Source organism: Wolbachia endosymbiont (group A) of Andrena hattorfiana (genome assembly GCF_947179565.1).
Taxonomy (GTDB): Bacteria; Pseudomonadota; Alphaproteobacteria; order Rickettsiales; family Anaplasmataceae; genus Wolbachia.
Genome location: NZ_CAMXBT010000003.1, coordinates 157,995 through 176,097, shown reverse-complemented (window position 1 = coordinate 176,097; position 18,103 = coordinate 157,995). Strand labels below are relative to the sequence as shown.

At 36.6% G+C, this 18,103-nt stretch carries 14 protein-coding genes and 3 pseudogenes; all 17 read left to right on the top strand.

The features are described from left to right. Positions 1–10: 10 nt before the first annotated feature. The 17 genes and pseudogenes from OM966_RS05795 (at position 11) to OM966_RS05715 (ending at position 18,103) form a co-directional block, all read left to right on the top strand. Positions 11–1,015: pseudogene (locus OM966_RS05795) on the top strand (major capsid protein). Positions 1,016–1,188: 173 nt separating this feature from the next. Next, positions 1,189–1,486: pseudogene (locus OM966_RS05790) on the top strand (head-tail joining protein). Positions 1,487–1,586: 100 nt separating this feature from the next. Then, entirely contained in the window at positions 1,587–2,792 is a 1,206-nt protein-coding gene (locus OM966_RS05785; RefSeq protein WP_264329181.1) for an outer membrane protein assembly factor BamB family protein, read from the top strand. A gap of 95 nt (positions 2,793–2,887) precedes the next feature. Further along, on the top strand, positions 2,888–3,388 hold the full coding sequence (locus OM966_RS05780) for a phage tail protein (RefSeq protein WP_264329180.1): 501 nt from the start codon (positions 2,888–2,890) through the stop codon (positions 3,386–3,388). Then, positions 3,388–3,864, top strand: coding sequence for a hypothetical protein (locus OM966_RS05775; RefSeq protein WP_264329179.1), 477 nt, complete (start codon positions 3,388–3,390; stop codon positions 3,862–3,864). The genes OM966_RS05780 and OM966_RS05775 overlap by 1 nt, the downstream gene beginning before the upstream one ends. Continuing rightward, positions 3,851–4,315 carry a phage baseplate assembly protein V gene (locus tag OM966_RS05770; RefSeq protein ID WP_264329178.1) on the top strand — a complete coding sequence of 155 codons (465 nt, stop codon included), beginning with the start codon at positions 3,851–3,853 and terminating at the stop codon, positions 4,313–4,315. Before OM966_RS05775 ends, OM966_RS05770 begins: the two co-directional genes overlap by 14 nt. 3 nt (positions 4,316–4,318) lie before the next feature. After that, positions 4,319–4,573: a PAAR domain-containing protein gene (locus OM966_RS05765; protein ID WP_264329177.1), complete on the top strand. Its 255-nt coding sequence runs from the start codon at positions 4,319–4,321 to the stop codon at positions 4,571–4,573. Further along, positions 4,570–4,905, top strand: coding sequence for a GPW/gp25 family protein (locus OM966_RS05760; protein ID WP_264329176.1), 336 nt, complete (start codon positions 4,570–4,572; stop codon positions 4,903–4,905). The genes OM966_RS05765 and OM966_RS05760 overlap by 4 nt, the downstream gene beginning before the upstream one ends. A gap of 2 nt (positions 4,906–4,907) precedes the next feature. Next, positions 4,908–5,699 (top strand): baseplate assembly protein, encoded by a 792-nt coding sequence (locus tag OM966_RS05755; protein ID WP_264329175.1) that lies wholly within the window; start codon positions 4,908–4,910, stop codon positions 5,697–5,699. Beyond that, positions 5,699–6,851 (top strand): annotated as a pseudogene (locus OM966_RS05750) (phage tail protein). Before OM966_RS05755 ends, OM966_RS05750 begins: the two are co-directional and overlap by 1 nt. Positions 6,852–7,043: 192 nt before the next feature. After that, positions 7,044–7,619 (top strand): ankyrin repeat domain-containing protein, encoded by a 576-nt coding sequence (locus OM966_RS05745; protein WP_264329174.1) that lies wholly within the window; start codon positions 7,044–7,046, stop codon positions 7,617–7,619. A 212-nt stretch (positions 7,620–7,831) separates the two neighbouring features. Beyond that, positions 7,832–8,128 (top strand): hypothetical protein, encoded by a 297-nt coding sequence (locus OM966_RS05740; RefSeq protein WP_264329173.1) that lies wholly within the window; start codon positions 7,832–7,834, stop codon positions 8,126–8,128. A gap of 212 nt (positions 8,129–8,340) precedes the next feature. Then, the gene (uvrB, locus tag OM966_RS05735; RefSeq protein WP_264329172.1) at positions 8,341–10,254 is read left to right on the top strand and encodes an excinuclease ABC subunit UvrB; all 1,914 of its coding nucleotides are present in this window, start codon (positions 8,341–8,343) and stop codon (positions 10,252–10,254) included. A gap of 195 nt (positions 10,255–10,449) precedes the next feature. Next, the gene (locus OM966_RS05730; protein WP_264329171.1) at positions 10,450–12,393 is read left to right on the top strand and encodes an ankyrin repeat domain-containing protein; all 1,944 of its coding nucleotides are present in this window, start codon (positions 10,450–10,452) and stop codon (positions 12,391–12,393) included. Positions 12,394–12,993: 600 nt separating this feature from the next. Beyond that, positions 12,994–14,397, top strand: a complete 1,404-nt coding sequence (locus tag OM966_RS05725) for a hypothetical protein (protein ID WP_264329170.1) — start codon at positions 12,994–12,996, stop codon at positions 14,395–14,397. A 211-nt stretch (positions 14,398–14,608) separates the two neighbouring features. Further along, positions 14,609–14,794 (top strand): hypothetical protein, encoded by a 186-nt coding sequence (locus tag OM966_RS05720; RefSeq protein WP_264329169.1) that lies wholly within the window; start codon positions 14,609–14,611, stop codon positions 14,792–14,794. A 42-nt stretch (positions 14,795–14,836) separates the two neighbouring features. Continuing rightward, positions 14,837–18,103, top strand: coding sequence for a hypothetical protein (locus OM966_RS05715; protein WP_264329168.1), 3,267 nt, complete (start codon positions 14,837–14,839; stop codon positions 18,101–18,103).

Genomic DNA, 18,103 nt, shown 5'->3' with positions numbered 1-18,103 from the left:
GGGAAAAAACATGCAAAATCCATTTACAAATCCAGCATTTAGTATGACGGAATTAACTAAAGCAATAAACATATTGCCGATAAATTATGGTCGCGTCGAAAATTTAAATTTATTTCCAAGTAGATCGGTAAGATTTCGACATATTACGATAGAAGAGCAAAACGGAGTATTGAGTTTATTACCAACGCAAGTTCCGGGAGCACCAGCAACAGTGGGAAAACGTGGAAAACGAAAAATAAGAACATTTGCGATACCACATATTCCCCATGATGATGTAGTGTTACCTGAGGAAGTGCAAGGAATAAGAGCATTTGGGTCAGAGAATGAACTGAAAGCGTTGGCGAGTGTAGTAACAGATCACCTGAAGTTGATGAGAAACAAACATGCAATAGCGTTAGAACACTTACGGATGGGGGCGCTCAAAGGAATAATTTTAGACGCAGATGGGTCAGAGTTATGAAATCTTTACAACGAATTTGAAATTACACCAAAAGTAGTAAATTTTGCACTGGGAACAGCAACCACCGATGTCAAGCGTAAGTGTCTGGAAGTATTGCGCCATGTTGAAGATAACTTAAGTGGTGAATATATGACGGGGATTCATGCGCTGGTAAGTCCTGAGTTTTTTGATGCACTAACTTCTCATACCAAGGTAAAAGAAGCATATGAGAGATGGCAAGAAGGAGCAGAACTCCGGAACGACATGAGGTCAGGATTTACATTCTGTGGAATAACATTTGAGGAGTACAGAGGGCAAGCAACTGACCCTGAAGGAAATGTGAGAAGGTTTATAGAAAAAGACACGGGACACTGTTTTCCACTAGGAACAGCAAACACATTTACTACTTACTTTGCCCCGGCGGAATTTAATGAGACGGTAAATACACTAGGACAACCGTTATATGCAAAACAAGAGCCAAGAAGATTTGATAGAGGGACTGACCTTCATACCCAATCCAACCCTTTGCCGATGTGCCATCGCCCGGGGATATTAGTTAAAATCGCTGCAGCATAGAGGAGCCAAAAAGGAGATTTACTCCTACCAATATAGCCACTTTGTATGCCTTTCAAGTTTATTGCATAAAGGTAAAATGGTTTTTGTAGACAGAGCAACTACAAGAAAGGAGGTACGAAAAAGGATTGCTCTGCCTACATAAGCTTTAGAAGTTTAGTAAGTATAAAGGAAGAATGCAAGAAAATATTAAAAGGTTATTGAAAGATTGTTTTACACATTTAGGGAAGCAAGCGTTGTATGAATCAAGGGATAAGTCATACAAGGTACAGATATTAAAGCAACAGCCAGATAAATTATACGGAAGGGCAATTTGTCGGGAAGATGGTTTTTCTTGAGGTGAGTATATTCGATGTATTGCAGCTAGTAGTAGGAGATATCTTTATTATTGGTAAGCGTAAGTACAAAGTATATTCACCACCACTTAGGGATAATTTAGGAATATTGTGGAAAATAAACGCAGTGAGAATGTAAAATGGTTTTTTCATGTTAAAATCAAAACTAACGATAGTGAAATTGTTCAATATATCGTATCTTTAATGTGTATATAAAGTGATCTTTCTAGAAAAGTTTTATGAAACTAGCCATTTTTTTTATTGCTTTCTTATTGAGCACAAGTTGTGTGATTGCAAAAGATGGGGTAGAGCCTAGCTTAGAAATAAAAAATAAATATAGGTGTCACCCGTGGAATAATCCAAGTAGAGAGTTTTCTCAAGGTTATATACAACCAATTCCTATACACGAAAGTTATGAGCTAATTATTGGTGGTGATGGAGTATTGTACAACACAGGGTGGTACTGGAAGGATGTAGATTTATCTGGTAGTCATGAAACAATTGGTAGAATGAGTGCTACTTGCAGTGAATATTGTAGAGAAATTTACTTAGCAATAGATAATGTGCTATATGCAATAAATAGAGATAATACACAATATGAAATAAATGAAGACGCAGTTATGTGGAAAAAGGAGTTAAAGTCTTTGGTGAAAGGAGACCCTACAATTTTTAATGATAGAATAGCAATTTTGACTGTAGATAACTATTTGTACATGCTGAACATAGAGAATGGTAATACAAGCTGGTTCTATCATATGTCTAATGGTAGTAATCAAATGACAAGATCAAATTACATATCTCCTGTGGTTATACACGATAAGCTAATAGTTCCATTTTCAAATGGAGAGTTAGTAGCTTTTGACAAAGATGGGAAAAAGTTGTGGTCTTATAAGTTACCTTCTACAAATATTTTAGACACTCAGCTTGCAGATATCACAACTACTCCAGTAGTAAAGAATAACACATTAATAGCTACAAACAATTCTACCATTGTTGCGATTGATATAGGATCAGAAGATCTTTTGTGGTTAAAGGCCATGGAAGCAAAAAATATCAGTGGTGGTGGGATTATGCCATGGCTGTACCCCGATGATATAAATGGTAACGAATTTTTTGTAGTAAACACAAAGAATGAAGTTATGAAAGTTGCAATACCTGATGGTCAGATAATTTGGAGTACTAACTTAGTGGTGAATGATGAGCTAAATGATAAACTAAAAGACACATATTATGCTAGACCGATGATAGATGGGAAATTATTTATTGTGAGCAATAAGGGAATCATATTTCTATTAGATGAGAAGTCAGGCATGATAGAAGAGATAGTCAGCATTTCAGAAGGTGTGTATCATACGCCTGTAACTGATCTTGCAGTTGGGGACTACTACTTTACAACTGAGAAAAAAGGTGTGTATAGGTGCATTGATCCAAATATCAGCAGATGAAATATTGCAGGTAATAAGGAAGAGATGTGCCATAGGTAGCACCACTTAGGGACAATTCAGGAGTATTGTGGAAAATTCAAGCATCGGGAGTGTGAATGCGTATTAACGTTGAAGTTACCGGTAGTATTATACAAAGTATAGATGCTGAAAGAAGAAAAATAGAATTAGCAACAGTAAGAGCATTAAACAAAACGGCACTATGGGTAAGATCGCAAACTGTCAAACAAGTTAGCGAAGAAAAACAAATACCAAAAAAAGCAAAGAGAAAAAAGTTAAGTGTGGATAAAGCAAATAGAAAGCGTTTATGGTCAGTAGTGAAGCTGAGTTCGCAGTGGATAGGAGTAGCAAAACTTGGGAGTATAAAACAGACAAAGATAGGAGCAAAGGTAGGAAGCCGTACGTATGAAGGAGCATTCATAGCAACAATGAAAAATGGTCATATAGGAATATTCAAAAGAAGGTACATGACACCGTTACCAATAGATGAAATTAAAGTAAACACGCAAGCTCGGGAAATAATGAAAGAGTTAGTTGATAATGAAGTAGAGAGAGTATTTGAGAAGTATTTTGATCAGCAAATGAGTTATATGAAATAATGTTCTGGGGAAATTTACATGAGGCAATCTGTAATAAGCTCAGGGAAGAAATCCCAGCAATACAAACGTGCGAAATGTATCCAACAGAACGTCGGGAAATAATAGCGCCAGCGGTGTTTGTAGAGCTTGTGAGTTTGGAACCAGGAAAAGATCCGGGAACAGAAGAATTAGCCCTAAAAGCAAGATTTGAGGCACGAATTGTGATTGATAGCACAATAGAGAATGCACCTATTATTGTCAGAGCATTAGCTGCTGAGGTTGCGAGAGTAGTAAATAAAAATACTTGGAACGTGGAAAATGTTTCGCCAGGAGAATTTATATCTGCAGAAATTGAAGGATTTAGACCCGAATTGGATGCGTATTTAGTGTGGATGGTAGAATGGGTACACGAGCTACATTTGGGAGAATCAGTCTGGTTAGAGGAAAAAATTAAGCCACATAGCATAAATGTTGGAGGAATTAATGTTGGAAAGTAATTTTGCTATTTCAGAGTTGCAAAGAAAGTTAGCTAACATTGTACGTATTGGGCTTGTGAAAGAAGTAGATTATGAAAAAGCAAGAGTAAAAGTGCAAATAGGAGATATTGTAACAGATTATCTGCCATGGATAGCAAGAAGAGCTGGAGAAGATAGAATCTGGTCACCATTGAGTCTCGATGAACAAGTGATAGTATTATCGCCATTTGGGGAATTATCATTAGGAGTAGTGCTGGCTAGAATATATCAACAGAAGTATGCTGCACTAGAAAACAAAAAAGAGGTAAATAGTTTTAAATTTGGAGATGGAACAAAGGTGTTGTACAACAAGGAAAATGGTCATTTAGAGATAGATGTAGTAGATAAAATAACGTTGAAAGTTGGGGAATCAAGTATAAAAATGACAAAAAAGGGAATAAAACTTAAGGGAAGGAGAATAGATCTAAACTAGTATATGGGTAAAGCAATCGTTTGTGTAGGAGATTATTGTAGTGGAATACCAGCCCATGTTTGTATGAGTGGAAGCAACGACGTTTTTGAGAAAGGAAGATCTGTGTGTCGAAAAGGTGATATTGTAACTCTGGGAGAGACGATAACACAAGGATCAAACAGCGTATTTGTGAACGGTATTGGAGTAACGAGAACAGGAGACTTGGTATCGTGTGGTTTTAAAGTGATAGGTGTTAGCAAAAATGTATTTGCAGAATGAGAGGCATGAATGCTAGCACGGGAAAGGAATTAGAAGGAATAGAACACTTAAAGCAATCAATTATTGATATTTTGACCACACCGATAGGATCACGTATTATGCGTAGAAATTATGGGTCACGACTATTTGAATTAGTGGATAAACCAATAAATAGAGATTTAACTTTGGAAATCTATGCAGCAACAGCAGAAGCACTGGGAAAATGGGAAAAGAGATTTAAGTTAGAAAAAGTAAAAATAACAGAAGTGAAAGAAGGGAAAGTCACTATTGCCCTGGAAGGGATATATACACCAAATGGAGAAAATATTTGCTTTGACGGGGTTATGGTATAAAGATGGAGCAGCCAAATATTATTGAACCACTGAACTTTGAAGAGATTTTTTCTCGGATGAAAGAAGAATTAGTAAGTCGTGATGAAAGTTTTACGGCATTAGTAGAAAGTGACCCAGCAATAAAGATTTTAGAGGTAGCAGCATGGCGAGAACTTTTGCTCAGAGAAAGAATAAACGAAGCAGCAAGGGGCAACTTACTTAAGTTTGCAAGGGGAGAAGAACTTGATGATTTAGCTGAATTTTACGGAGTGGAAAGGGAGAACGGGGAAAAGGATGAACGATTTAGAAAAAGAATCAAGGCAAGAATAGTTGGCTCAAGCACAGGAGGAAATTATCGGTATTATGCATTATCAGCAGATACGAGAGTAAAAGATGCATTAGTAGAATCACCTGTACCAGGAAAAGTACAAGTTTCAATCTTATCAACAGAATTGTCCACAACTGGCATACCCCCAGAAGAATTACTAGAAATTGTCAGAAATCAGCTAAACAGGGAGGATGTGAGGATTTTAACAGATACAATTGAAGTGGTAAGCTGCAATATTATTGAAATAGATATCCACAGTAAAATTAGCATTAAAAGACCAGATATTATTGAAACGGTGAAGAAGCAATTTATAGAAAAATTTGAAACAACGAAAAGATTAGGATGGAAAGTAACGAAATCATGGATTATAGCCAACCTGTTTGTGGATGGGGTAGAAAACGTGGAATTAATCGAGCCAAGAGAGGATGTTGTGGTACTGGGGAATGAGTGTGCTTTCTTAAAAAGTTTAAATGTTGAGTTGAATTAATGCTATTACCACCAAACGCAATAAAGCAAGAAAAAGCGCTGGTTGATGCAATCGATTACAAAGTAGATCCTGGTTGTATCAGAGGGTTTAAATTTAGCCCAGGGGAAAAAGTATTACTATGGATAATAGAGGAATATGGTCTAGAAGAGATTCTGCGTTGGGCAAAAGAGAAAAGAAGAGCGATAAAAGGAGGGGTAGAATTTCAGCGTTTAAGAGGAACACCAGCGTCACTGAAAATAGCATTAAAATGGGCAAATATAGAAGATATTACAATTATTGAAGAGCCACCCGGAGAACACTTTTTTGAATTACAGATAGGGATAAAAGATGTTCCGAAAGACTTCTTTGTTGATGCAGTAGTAGAACTAGCAAAACTATCATTACCTGCAAGATCACGGCTAATGAGGCTTTTCAGTGACCACTATAATATTGGAAGATTTATTTTAGATGAAAGTTTTTTTGGCAGTTTGTTATCGAGGGGTAAAAATAGAAAGAGATGGACCAGTGTTATCATTTGGGAGAGTAAATTTTTTCAGGTCTAGAGGTCCAGTTATTAGGATTATAGAAAACTATCTACGCGATCATTATGAACGAGCTTTAAGCAATGGTATATACCGGCTAGATGTAGCAATCCTTGGAGAAACCTAGCCTCACACAAAGAATTATAACGGTATTTATGAAAGAAGTCATCAGTGGAATAATTTAAAAACGTTATATCCTCTACCACAGAGCTTATTACCAGCAATTAAGTTTGCTAAAGCGCAGATAGTATTATCGGACAGTTGGAGTTTAGGAGAAATAAACGCATGTTTTCCAGTTGGTGGTGTGGAAGAAAAAGGAAGTAAATTTTTACTAGGAAGTAGTAAACTGTCTGAAGAACTGTGGAACTTAAAGTACAAGCCAATTTTAGAAAGATTTAGCGTTACTCATCATTACAAGGTAGAGAATTTTACTGGTCAGAAGATTACAAGATATAGTTTAGCAGAACACAATATTCATTATGAAAGCGATTTAGATTCAAAACAAAAGGATGCAATACATGAACCGGAAAATTACATTTTAGTGTTTTACCCAGGTGTACTAACATGGCACGAACATCGACATTTGAATAGAAGTTGGGAAGAAAAACAGGTCGTATGTTTAATATGCTAAATACTTATATTTATATCTTCATATATTACATTAACATTCGGTAAAAATGTGTGTTTTTTGAAAAAAAGAAGTTGCTTTTTCATGCCAAAACAGCTATAAATTAGGTAGGTGTAGGTAAACAAAAAAAATTTACCAAGCGCTAGAATGAGCCAAATTGGCCATTTTATGTATGTTTTTATATTGAGGTATAAAATGAGGTTTAGCAAGGAAAAGAGAGAAGCTTTTAATAAGTCATTTTATGAATTATTAGAGAACTCGTTTAAGAATATTAATGAAAAAGATGAAAAAGGGGAAACAGTATTGCACCATGCAGTAGAAATCTCCGATCACAAAACAGTGAAGTTATTAATAACAAAAGGAGTGGACATCAATGCAAGAGATAAAAAGGGTTATACACCACTGCACTGCGCAGTATTTGCGAGAAGTTTAGAAAATGTAAAAGTGCTGATAAGGAGAGGAGCAGAAGTAAATGCTAGAAACGGTAAGAGAAATACGGCATTACATTATGCGAGCCTAATGGGGTATGAAGAGACGGTAAGGGAGCTAATAAAAGCAGGGTCAAATGTAAATATAGGAAATGAAATAGGAAGACATGAAGCAGTATTTATGAGGGAAATAGGGAACGTGAGAGCAATTTTAGAGGGAGGAGGAGAAGTAAATGCGAAAGACCAAAAAGGATATACACCAATAGATCTAGCATATATGGCAAATAGTGAGGAAATAATGAGAGAGTTAGTAGCGAAGCAGAAGGTTATGGAAGTTGATTGAGAAAAGGAAGGAAATGGTGGAAAAGGAGGTGTTGTCATTAGAGAGAAAACCGTTGGCAGAGCTGAGGGAAAAGGCACAATTATTTGATGATTTGGGAGAGTGCTCAATTGATGAGAGATAGCGGATGCAGCTATGTGTTTCCAAAATTGTGCATAAAAGTAAAACAAAACGAAGGTTAACAGTTGCGTCTTTTTCGCAAGAGTAATGGATTTATGGAAAAAAGAAGTGCCCGAACTATAAAAATATTTACAGGAGGAACAATGAGAAAAAAGGTATTAACTGTAACTTGTCGATATGAGCCTGATGAGTTAGCAGATAAACGCTTATCGGATGTATACGGGCAACTGATAGAGAGATTGATAAAGAGAAAAAAAGAAAATAGAGAGAAAGAAACAAATGAAAGTAGTGAGTTTATATGCGAGAGTGTCATCGTGCAAAAAATTAAGCATAGTACGCCAAATACAAGTTTTCTTGTCGTTTTAATCTGCACAGATTGTGAAGTTAAATGAAATAGCTTCAGTTTCATGATAAGGGGGCTGGCGGAGTTTGTCAAGGAAGTTTTTCGTTTCTATTCCCAATAAAAGTTTGTTATATGGTTATGCAAGAAGTCTATTGTTGGTTAATGTTTTATGGCTTTACGGAAAGTTTATAGCTATGCAACTTATCTTAAAAGCAATATAGTGTTCACTATGCAATGAATCAAAGATAGTAAGTAAAGTCTATGAAATTTCAAATCACTACACATTTTCAACCCGCTGGAGATCAACCGCAGGCAATCGATAGTTTAATTGCGGGGCTAAATAGCAATAAAAGAGACCAAGTTTTACTTGGGGTTACTGGTTCTGGGAAAACTTTCACTATGGCAAATGTTATAGCAAGGACAAACAGACCTGCGCTGATCATGGCACACAATAAAACCTTAGCAGCACAACTTTATGAGGAAATGAAAGGATTATTTCCCAATAATGCTGTTGGATATTTCATTTCTTATTATGATTACTATCAGCCCGAAGCTTATTTGCCGCAAACTGATACTTATATCGAAAAAGACTCTGCAATCAACGACAGAATTGACATGCTGCGCTATTCTGCCGTCTGCTCCCTCTTGGAGCGCAGGGACACGATCGTAGTTGCCAGTGTTTCTTGCATATACGGTCTTGGTTCGCCTGAAAGCTACCGCAGCATGACTATATCTTTAAGTGTTGGAGATAAAATTCATGTTAATGATTTCTTGAGTAACTTAGCTGATCTCCAATACAAGCGCTCTGATACCAGGTTTGAGAGAGGATATTTCAGAGTGCGTGGCGATATTATCGATATATTTTCTGCCTATTATGAAAATAAAGCTTGGCGTTTATCGCTGCTTGGTGATGAAGTAGAAGAAATTTCTGAAATTGATGCTATAACGAGTAATATTACCAAAAGCCTAAATACAATCACCATTTTTCCAAACAGCTATCACATTACATCACGTGAGACTCTGTTGCAGACAGTTGAGCTAATCAAAAAAGAGCTGCATGAATGCTTGGATTATTTCTACTTGCAAAACAAGATTGTTGAAGCAAAGCGCCTCGAGCAACGCACTAATTTTGATATTGAAATGATGAGAACAACAGGAATATGTAAAGGTATTGAAAATTATTCGCATTATCTCTATGGAATGGAAGCTGGGGATCCACCGCCTACTTTGTTTGAATATTTACCCAAAGATGTAATTTTATTTGTTGATGAGAGTCATGTCACCGTTCCTCAGATTGGTGCAATGTACAGTGGTAATGAGGCGCGTAAAAAGAAATTGATTGACTATGGCTTCAGGCTCCCTTCCGCTTTTGATAATCGTCCATTAAAATTTGAAGAATGGGAGAAAGTTAGGCCGCAGACTATTTACATTTCAGCTACTCCCGGAAAGTATGAGTTAGCACAAACCAATAACGTATTTATAGAACAAGTTATTCGTCCAACAGGGCTTATAGACCCAATCTGCATTGTGAAACCAATAGAGAGTCAAATTGATGATGTAATTCATGAGGCACAAGTGACAATAGGAAAGGGATTTTGTGTTTTAATCACTACACTGACAAAAAAAATGGCTGAAAATTTAGCTGAATATATGAGTGAATTAAATATGAGAGTGAGTTATTTGCATTCTGATATTGGTGCGCTGGAGAGAATAGAAATTATATGTAAATTAAGATCTAAAGAAATTGACGTTTTAGTAGGTGTTAACTTGCTTAGGGAAGGTCTTGATATTCCAGAGTGTGGTTTGGTTGCAATTTTAGATGCTGATAAAGAAGGATTTTTGCGATCAGAAACATCGCTCATTCAAACGATCGGTCGTGCTGCGCGTAATGCTGAAGGTAGAGTAATTTTGTATGCAGATAAAATCACTGGTTCTTTAGATCGTGCATTAAGAGAGACTGAAAGAAGAAGAAAAAAACAAGAAGAACATAATATATTGCACAATATTGTCCCGAAGACTATAATAAAACCTATATCAAACACCTTACAGGAGAGGGCAATAGCAGAACCAAAAGTAAATACTAATAAGGATGACTTGAGAAAGCAAATGATAGAGCATGCTGAAAATTTAGAGTTTGAAGAAGCAGCAAGAATAAAAAAATTATTGCAAGGTTAAGTAATATATGATGCTATGGGCATAGCATGAAAGTGTAAACAACTAAACTTCCACTATTCTTCTTTTTATTTTAACTCATCTTTTTGAGATTTTTGACAATTTCTTAGAACTGAAGAAGGAAAGGTGCATTTTTTTATTGACTTATCTATGTATTACGGTAATCACTAAAGAATTAGTGATTAATGGTTATAGAATATGAATGGTGGGGTACCAAGCAAGGGATTAAATGAACAATTACGTGACATTTTAGATAAGTTAGAACAGGATATCAATCTATTAGATAATCCCGGTTATATTCAACATATAATGTTTCTTCTAGGAGCAGGAGCTGATCCAAATACAACAGGAACCCAAGGTGAAAAAACTCTGTCAGATTACTCAAGTGAAAAATTACGTGACATTTTAAATGAGTTAGCAAGCAATAGCGATCTATTAGATAATTCCAATTATATTCAATATATAATGTTTCTTCTAGGAGCAGAAGCTAATCCAAATACACAAACCCGAAATGGAAAAACTCTGTTACATTACGTTGCTGAACGTAACGATATTGGTGGTATAAGGTATTTTTTAGGAGTAATAAAAGCTGATCCAAATGTGCAAGATCAAAGTGGAAAGACTCCATTTGAATATGTTACTGAACGTGAGTGCCGTCAAGCTATTAAGGATTTGGGTTATGATTTAGATGATTCTCATGAAAATGAAGGGAATCCGACAACACCTGATGGTTCGGTAGGTGAAAGTAATGATTGTTCAAATAGCTCTGGTGATGATAGTCAGATAGAGTCTGTTAAATTGAGTGATTGTAACACAGAAGAGGATTCGGACTATCATTCAGATGGTTCTTGTGAAAATAAAGGGAATCCGGCAAATGGCTCTAGTAATGACCCTAAACAGCACTATCCTGATAAAAAGCACATTATCCATGATGATCAAGGGTATGGCTCCGGTGACGATAATAAAACAATTTCTACTGAACCGAGTGATTGTGACCGAAAAGACGAGGATTCGAGCTGTAGTTCAAGTGATTATCTTTTTCTAGAAGACTCACTGTTAGCGAAGCTAGAAATACCATTAACTACAGATGAACAGGAGCTAATTGATAAGTTTTGTGAGGAGATAAGAGGTATAACAGCACAAAATAAACAAGAATCTGAAGAAAGTATTCTAGAAAGTATTGATAAAATAGTAAATAAGTACTTGGAGAAAGGACTAAGATTAAATTCAAGTTGTAGTAATGGTAATGAAAAAGGTGATAAAGAAACTGTAACAAGTTTAATACTTGAAGAAATAGAAGGTGTTCTTAGTAATCGTATGAAACCACGCGATGAAGCCAGAGCGCGTGAAAGGCAGTCTGATGGTATCGCCGACCAAGACGATGGCAACGAAGATAAAGTTTCAGGCATCATAGAAAGCATCACTAGTAATTTATTGTTAGAAGGTGGGAAAGCAAAAGAAGAATTTTTCTCCAGCGGTAGCGATACTGAGCTAGCACAAAATTATAGATCTGATTATATACGTAATCCCGGTGAGAAATGTGGAGAAATTGAAAACAAGCTAATAAGTATAGCATATGAAGGTATTGTAGGCAGAGATAGACAAGCTCAAAAGGAGAAGCTAGAGGCAGTGAAGATAGATAATCAATGTTTTTATATGAAATATTCACAAGATAGTATTATTGAACCTGCAAAAGTCTTAAACAATGAAAAAGTTAAAGAGTTAAATTTAAAAGTCGGCATAATTCAAATTGGGGAGAGTATAGTAAGAGTTGAAGGTACAAAAGATGGAAAAAGAAATTACACAGATGTCTTAGAAAGTAGCATTAAAATGTCTTTTACCACTGAGGCAGGAGAGATTAATATTTATCTAAGTCCTAGTGAGAAAGATAGTAATAAAATAGAAGTAGAAATTGATGATGAGAGTGAAGAAAGGCTTAACAAGTTAAAAGCTGAGAAGAAAAGTTTAGGAGAAAACTGTCTTTTGGGAGGAAAAAGTGTTCTGGAAGCTATAGAAGAGAAAGATTTTAAGAAAAATGGTAATGTACCTACAGAGTCAATCAAGACTATTAAGGATGTTCCACGTACTGATGTTACGCAAGCTTGTTCGCAGCAAATTAACACAAGAGCTAAAGGCAAATAGCGATCTACCCATTATTGAAATTGTGCCACACAATAATAAGCTCACTCAAAATTGTTCCGATTTGGCAGGGTTATTTTGCTGCACCAAGCGGTATGGCTTTAAGTATGAGTTTTAATGTTTCCGGAAGCTCGCCACAGTGGATAGTACAGTATTTACAATGGGTGAAAAAAATTAACACCAGTGCTTTCAGGGTCAGGCCCAACCCTACTTAAGTGGCAAAGATATATCTAACGTAGCTTTATCTTTGCTTTCTGACAGTCTTTGTTGATACTCGTTTATCAGCCTTTCAGGCTCGTTCAATACACTCTGAATACAATATGTTGCACAAGTTATGCTAGAGAGTATAATAAAACTTATATCAAATACTTTACAAGAAAAAGTGGTGGCAGAGGTAAAAGTGAACATTAATAAGAAGGAAAGCGCATGCTAGAGCTTGAAAAAGCAGCAAGAATAAAAAATATTATTGAAAGATTAAATGGCGTATGATATAGTATATATAGTATAAAAATATAAATAATTTTATTGACATCTTTACGTTAACACTTCTTAAATGTTTAGTACTGTAGAATTAAATTATTAAGTTTTATGAAGGGAGTAAAAATGGTGAAAAGCTTTCCAGGTAACAATAAAGACAGTAATTTTATTGAGGAGACAAAAATAATGGAAAATTTTTCAGATAATAACAAAAACGGTAGCTCAATCTTCCAAGGAAAAATCAGGGAGCAAGATTTCTCTGCGGAGCAGGAGTTAAATGAACTGAAAGCAGCCATAGAGAAGCTCGACAGACAAGATTTGCTCAGAAGGCTCGAGTGTGAGCGTCAGGCTTCTAGTTGTGTCGATGAAATATCATCTCAAGCAGAGCTACATATCGAAGATGATGGTGAGGGTTACTTCAATAGTGAAAGAGTACTCAGAGATTTCTGGAGTTTCTTTGAACCTCTCTTCAACCTCTTTGAAGTAGATGTAGATGATCCGAAAATCTACCAAATGCTCAAGGAGAAGAAAGAAAAAAACCTGATTGCTGCGATAATTAAGTTTTTGCGTGATAAGCTTAAGGAGTTAATCAAGAAGATCTTCAAAAGTAATTTAGATTTGAGTTGGGACAAGAGGTTGGACAAAGAGATAAAAGAATTGCAGGAGAAATTGGGCAGTGGTGAGTTATCAGAAGAGGAGCTTGCAAGGGTGCTCGAACGTCTACAAGCCTTGACGGATCTGAAACTCAAGTTACAGATGGCCGTTACCGGATGGATTATTACAATGTTTACAGAGATGTTTGGAGTTGAGCTGGCAGCTATAGTAGAGGCATCTAAAGAAGAAACAGCTAAAGCAGAAGATAAAAAAGCAGAAAAAACATCATTAGAAGCAATTAAAGAAGTTCATGAAGAAGTAGAAATAAAGGTAGATGAAAGAGAAAAACCTAAAGTGCCAGTTTTCCTTTTTGACGTTTCACCTGGATTTGTAAGGCCGGTTGTTCTGAGCAAACCAGAACTTGAAATTGTGTCAGATCCTTTGAAACATCTATTGCGTTTTACTGAGCTTGAAAGAAAATATCATGAAAATTCACAAAAACCAGAAAAAGTGAATGAAGAGAAAAAAGCGAAGCCGAAGGTAGCTGTGTGTCCACCGAAACTTCCAAAGCAGCCTGCAACGAATACGGCGGGAATGGGGAGAAAAAAGGTTTATGGATGCGATAGTGATTGGGAAAAAATGATAAAGCAAGATAACAATAATACCTGTCAAGCTTCAAGCCAATTTGCTAAGAATAACAAAGATGCTTCAGGGCAACCTAACGGAAGAGCTCCAGGAGAATCTGTTCAGAAATCTGCAACAAAGCAATCCATTAAAAGTTCTGTTGCTGATTGTGGATTTGATTTTAACATAGGTACTTGGAATGGTGCTGAGCATGAAGGTTCTGTAAGTAATGCTCAACCACCAAAAGGATTGACTAATGATGTAAAAGTTGAGAAATGTGTAGAAGGTCAGTCAGCAGGGAAGGTACTATAACGTTAGATTACAGTGATTTCTTTTTTGTCATGTGATCTAGGGTTCCAGTACTGGGATGACAAGAAAGAGTAGCGCGTGACGCTAGAATCTAGAAAACTGAATTTTATGAAAAAGAGTGAATAAAATTTTTTAAAAAAAATATAAAAAAGTGCTTGCACTTAATTTTATTTTTAGTATATTAATTACATAATATTTTTACTTAGAAGTCAATATGCATAGTGGTAATGATAAAAAAGGTTTTGATGCTGAAAAGTGGAAACGTGAGAATACAGCACCAGGTGGTGGTATAGTGCAGGGAGCAAAAGGAATGAGGTATGATGACCATAGTAACGCAGCCAGAAGAGTAGAAGAAAGGAAACGTCAGTCTAAGCAGTCTGGTAGTTCTATGAACCGTTAAGTTAAAGGGTAATTGTCGTAATTTAAAAGTAAGGAGGGTGGTATGCCTAGTACAAAAACAGTAAGAGCTTTGGTTAGTGCTTTTAATGTACATAATTATGCTCGTAATATAGTTAAAACTAATTTTAAGCTGCAAAGCAGGGGCAAGAAGGGCTATATTGTAGTCTCATTTGATAAGAGTATGGATACATATCAGTGTATAAGGTATCTGAACAGTATAAAAAGGAAGATAATACGTGAATTCTATGGCATTGAAGAAAGTAATGATGCAGAAATATTGGATACAGCTAAGCTAATTTTTGATGTTAATTCTTTCCCGTTTAATATCAGTGATAGAGACTGGTCTTGGGATGAACAGAATGGGTGTAAGCTTGTAATACCTGTAGATAAAGGTGTAATTTTTAATTTAAAGTCTCACTTAGCTTCTTCACTTGAAAAGGATGTTCTAGAAGATATGCAAATTAGCAGCACAACTGTACCATTTAACAAGGGAAAATATTTGTGTTGTTCTAAATTTGATAATAAAGAATTATGCAAGGAATTTGAGAGTAAGTTTTTATTAAGGATGAGAGAAAGATATGGGAATGTTCCTAAGAACCCTCTGAAGGTTGAAGGCAATAGTGTATATATCAGGGACGTTTTTGATGACGCTCGTTTTATTGATAGTGTAACACGGTATAAGGCATGGCTTGTAGGTATGTATCTTGGAGTTGACAGTAGTGCTAATCATAAAGTGAAGTTATTTAAAGATATGATAGTAGAATCTATTGGTCAATTAACAGGAGTGACAATATATGGCTTTATATGTGCTTCCCCTTTAGATAGAGAAGAGGCCTCAGTTCTTATATCTCTTGTATTAGATAGCGGAAGAAGGCGGGTATTGACAAACGAAGAAGCTCTTAAACTAAATTATGCATTTAATTATGCTGTATTTAATGATCTTTATGGTAGAATTCAGGGAGAATTATCAATAGATAGAAGGAATGGGATATATGGCATAGACTTTTCTGATAAAGAAATTTCTCACTGTGTGATAACTAAAATCATAGAAAGCTCTGTAATCAACAAAGACCATGAACTGTCCATTGACCCTGAGCTTCATTTTCGAGCATTGTCGCCTGCACAGTCGCCATTCAATTCTCCTACACATGCAGGGCCGAGTGGACTAAAAACACCGCCTAGACAAAGGCAAAAGGATTCTGGTTCTTCACGTGGTGTTCCAGGGCCATTGACTGAACTGTCAGATATAGAATGGGAGTCTCTCACGCGGAGTCAGGATGGAGCATTAGAGGGGTCTCCCAGGCAAGGATCAGAAAAGCTGCTGCTACATAATCCTGTAAATTTAGCTGGAACGAGTGGAGAACTTCCGCCACGGTCACATCTGAGTTATACTACAGTTAGTTATGATGTTTCAGGGCCATCTTCATCATTGCAATCTGTAGGTGCTGCTCAAAATGTGCCGGCAGGGACTAGTGCTCGGGCTCAGCAACCGAACCGTTGGTCATTACCGGCTCCAATTGCAGGATTATGGTCATTGCAACAGAGTAGACCTTCATCATGGGAAGGTGCTAATCCAGTAGGGGCTAACCTTTGGGCTCAGCAAACGAACCCTTGTTTATCACAAGGCAGTAATGTTATAACTCCTTCAATTGGTCGCGGAATACCGATGAAATCAATTCTACTTACGACAAAGAATGATCCAAAATCCTCAAGTCCTGAGTTTTCTGCACGTTCTCCAGGTGTTGAAGATGTGAAGAGCATTTTTAGTGTGGAACCTGAAAAACAACAAGTTACTGATAAAAGCGTACAAGGGGCTTGTGGTGGATCTCCGAAGAAACCTAATTTTTGGAGGGAGGAATGGAGTAGGCTCTCAGGTAAAAAGTCCAAAGAGAGTTCTCCAGATGGTGATGGTAGTATCCCAGGAACGAATTTTCCTACAAATAGTGGTACTGCACAGCAATTTGTAGATGCTGGTAAAAGTGAAATTAGTGTTAAGCCTGAGTACCGTAAGACTCCTTCTAGAGATAGTAGTTTGGGGCTATCGCCAAAACTTAGGGGTTCTGCTATGCATGGAAGTGTGCAAGCAAGCACTAGTCCTCGGGCTCAGAAACGTTGTTCATCACTGGCTCCAAGTGGTGATGTTCCAAGATCAAGGCCACAGCCACAGGTGAGTTCTTTTGTTAGTGAACCTTCATCATCGAAAGGTGCTAATGAAGGTATGTTAGCAGAGATGAATGCTTTGTTTCCTTGGCTAGGCACGCAATCGCCACAGTCACCACAACTTATTGAATCAGTACCTAGTTGTTTATTTCGGCAAGAACCTTCACAGGTATTTATGGTTAATGAATCTTTGTCATCTGGATGGAAAATTAGTAATGAGCTTCCGCCCTCGAATAAACTTAATGATAAAGAAAAAGAGTTGTTTGAAAAATTGCTTTATACATTGAACTTAACGAATTATACTTTCGGTGGTGTTTATACTAACTTTTTTGCAAAAGATGGGAAAATTGTTAGTTTACTCCATGATAATGTTGATAGAGAGAAATATTTTCAGGCAGTAAGAGATTATATAATAAAAAAGTATTTTGGAGATAAGAAAGAAGCAGGAAAAGCCTGTGATCTAAATGAGTTTCCATTTAAACTTTCTGATTCTTATTATGAAGACAGACAAGGAAAAACAGTTGTTGCTAATATAAGTGGTGGTGCTGTATCTAATTTAAAAATCCTTTTTAGTCAGAAGTTTAAGAAAGACGTAGATGCTATCGACATTAGTGTCGTCAAAGAGGTAGAGAAACATGAAAAGGACGAATGGGTAGAGCGCCAGGTATCTGAGGGCTGTTCTCTTCAAGAAATATGTATTAGTTGTTTTCCTCATGAAGGGGCAATGAAACAAATTCCAATTGCATTTGAAGGAGGTGAATACGTGCTTGACCGTATTCGTGACACTTGTGAAGTACGATCATTGTGGAAAGAGAAATCACGGCTTGCTAAAGGTACATCAAAAGCTGGAAAGACGAAGCCCGAAGATAATAAAGACAGCGGTTACTCTTCCGGGTGCGTAACTGATGCTGAAAAGGTAAGCTCCAATGATGAGTCTATGGATTATCAAGCATCGTCACATGTGCAGCAGCAAAATCCTTGGTCTGACGATGAAAGTAATTCAAGGGAATCTTCGAGAAGCGGAAGCAGTAATTCATCGTCAAAACGTGCTCTAGAATTAAGTGTGGAAAATTTGAGAATATCCACAAAACTGGATGCTACTAAGACCGAGCAGCAGCTCTCTCTCACAAAAAAACTTAGGAGCAATTGA

Excerpts from the sequence above, each read along its gene's own strand:
- OM966_RS05725 (WP_264329170.1), top strand. The coding sequence starts at position 12,994 with ATGGTGAAAAGCTTTCCAGGTAACAATAAAGACAGTAATTTTATTGAG.
- OM966_RS05755 (WP_264329175.1), top strand. The coding sequence starts at position 4,908 with ATGGAGCAGCCAAATATTATTGAACCACTGAACTTTGAAGAGATTTTT.
- OM966_RS05785 (WP_264329181.1), top strand. The coding sequence starts at position 1,587 with ATGAAACTAGCCATTTTTTTTATTGCTTTCTTATTGAGCACAAGTTGT.
- OM966_RS05770 (WP_264329178.1), top strand. The coding sequence starts at position 3,851 with ATGTTGGAAAGTAATTTTGCTATTTCAGAGTTGCAAAGAAAGTTAGCT.
- OM966_RS05765 (WP_264329177.1), top strand. The coding sequence starts at position 4,319 with ATGGGTAAAGCAATCGTTTGTGTAGGAGATTATTGTAGTGGAATACCA.
- OM966_RS05715 (WP_264329168.1), top strand. The coding sequence starts at position 14,837 with ATGCCTAGTACAAAAACAGTAAGAGCTTTGGTTAGTGCTTTTAATGTA.
- OM966_RS05760 (WP_264329176.1), top strand. The coding sequence starts at position 4,570 with ATGAGAGGCATGAATGCTAGCACGGGAAAGGAATTAGAAGGAATAGAA.
- OM966_RS05780 (WP_264329180.1), top strand. The coding sequence starts at position 2,888 with ATGCGTATTAACGTTGAAGTTACCGGTAGTATTATACAAAGTATAGAT.
- OM966_RS05775 (WP_264329179.1), top strand. The coding sequence starts at position 3,388 with ATGTTCTGGGGAAATTTACATGAGGCAATCTGTAATAAGCTCAGGGAA.
- OM966_RS05740 (WP_264329173.1), top strand. The coding sequence starts at position 7,832 with ATGGAAAAAAGAAGTGCCCGAACTATAAAAATATTTACAGGAGGAACA.
- OM966_RS05720 (WP_264329169.1), top strand. The coding sequence starts at position 14,609 with ATGCATAGTGGTAATGATAAAAAAGGTTTTGATGCTGAAAAGTGGAAA.
- OM966_RS05745 (WP_264329174.1), top strand. The coding sequence starts at position 7,044 with ATGAGGTTTAGCAAGGAAAAGAGAGAAGCTTTTAATAAGTCATTTTAT.
- OM966_RS05730 (WP_264329171.1), top strand. The coding sequence starts at position 10,450 with ATGAATGGTGGGGTACCAAGCAAGGGATTAAATGAACAATTACGTGAC.
- uvrB (WP_264329172.1), top strand. The coding sequence starts at position 8,341 with ATGAAATTTCAAATCACTACACATTTTCAACCCGCTGGAGATCAACCG.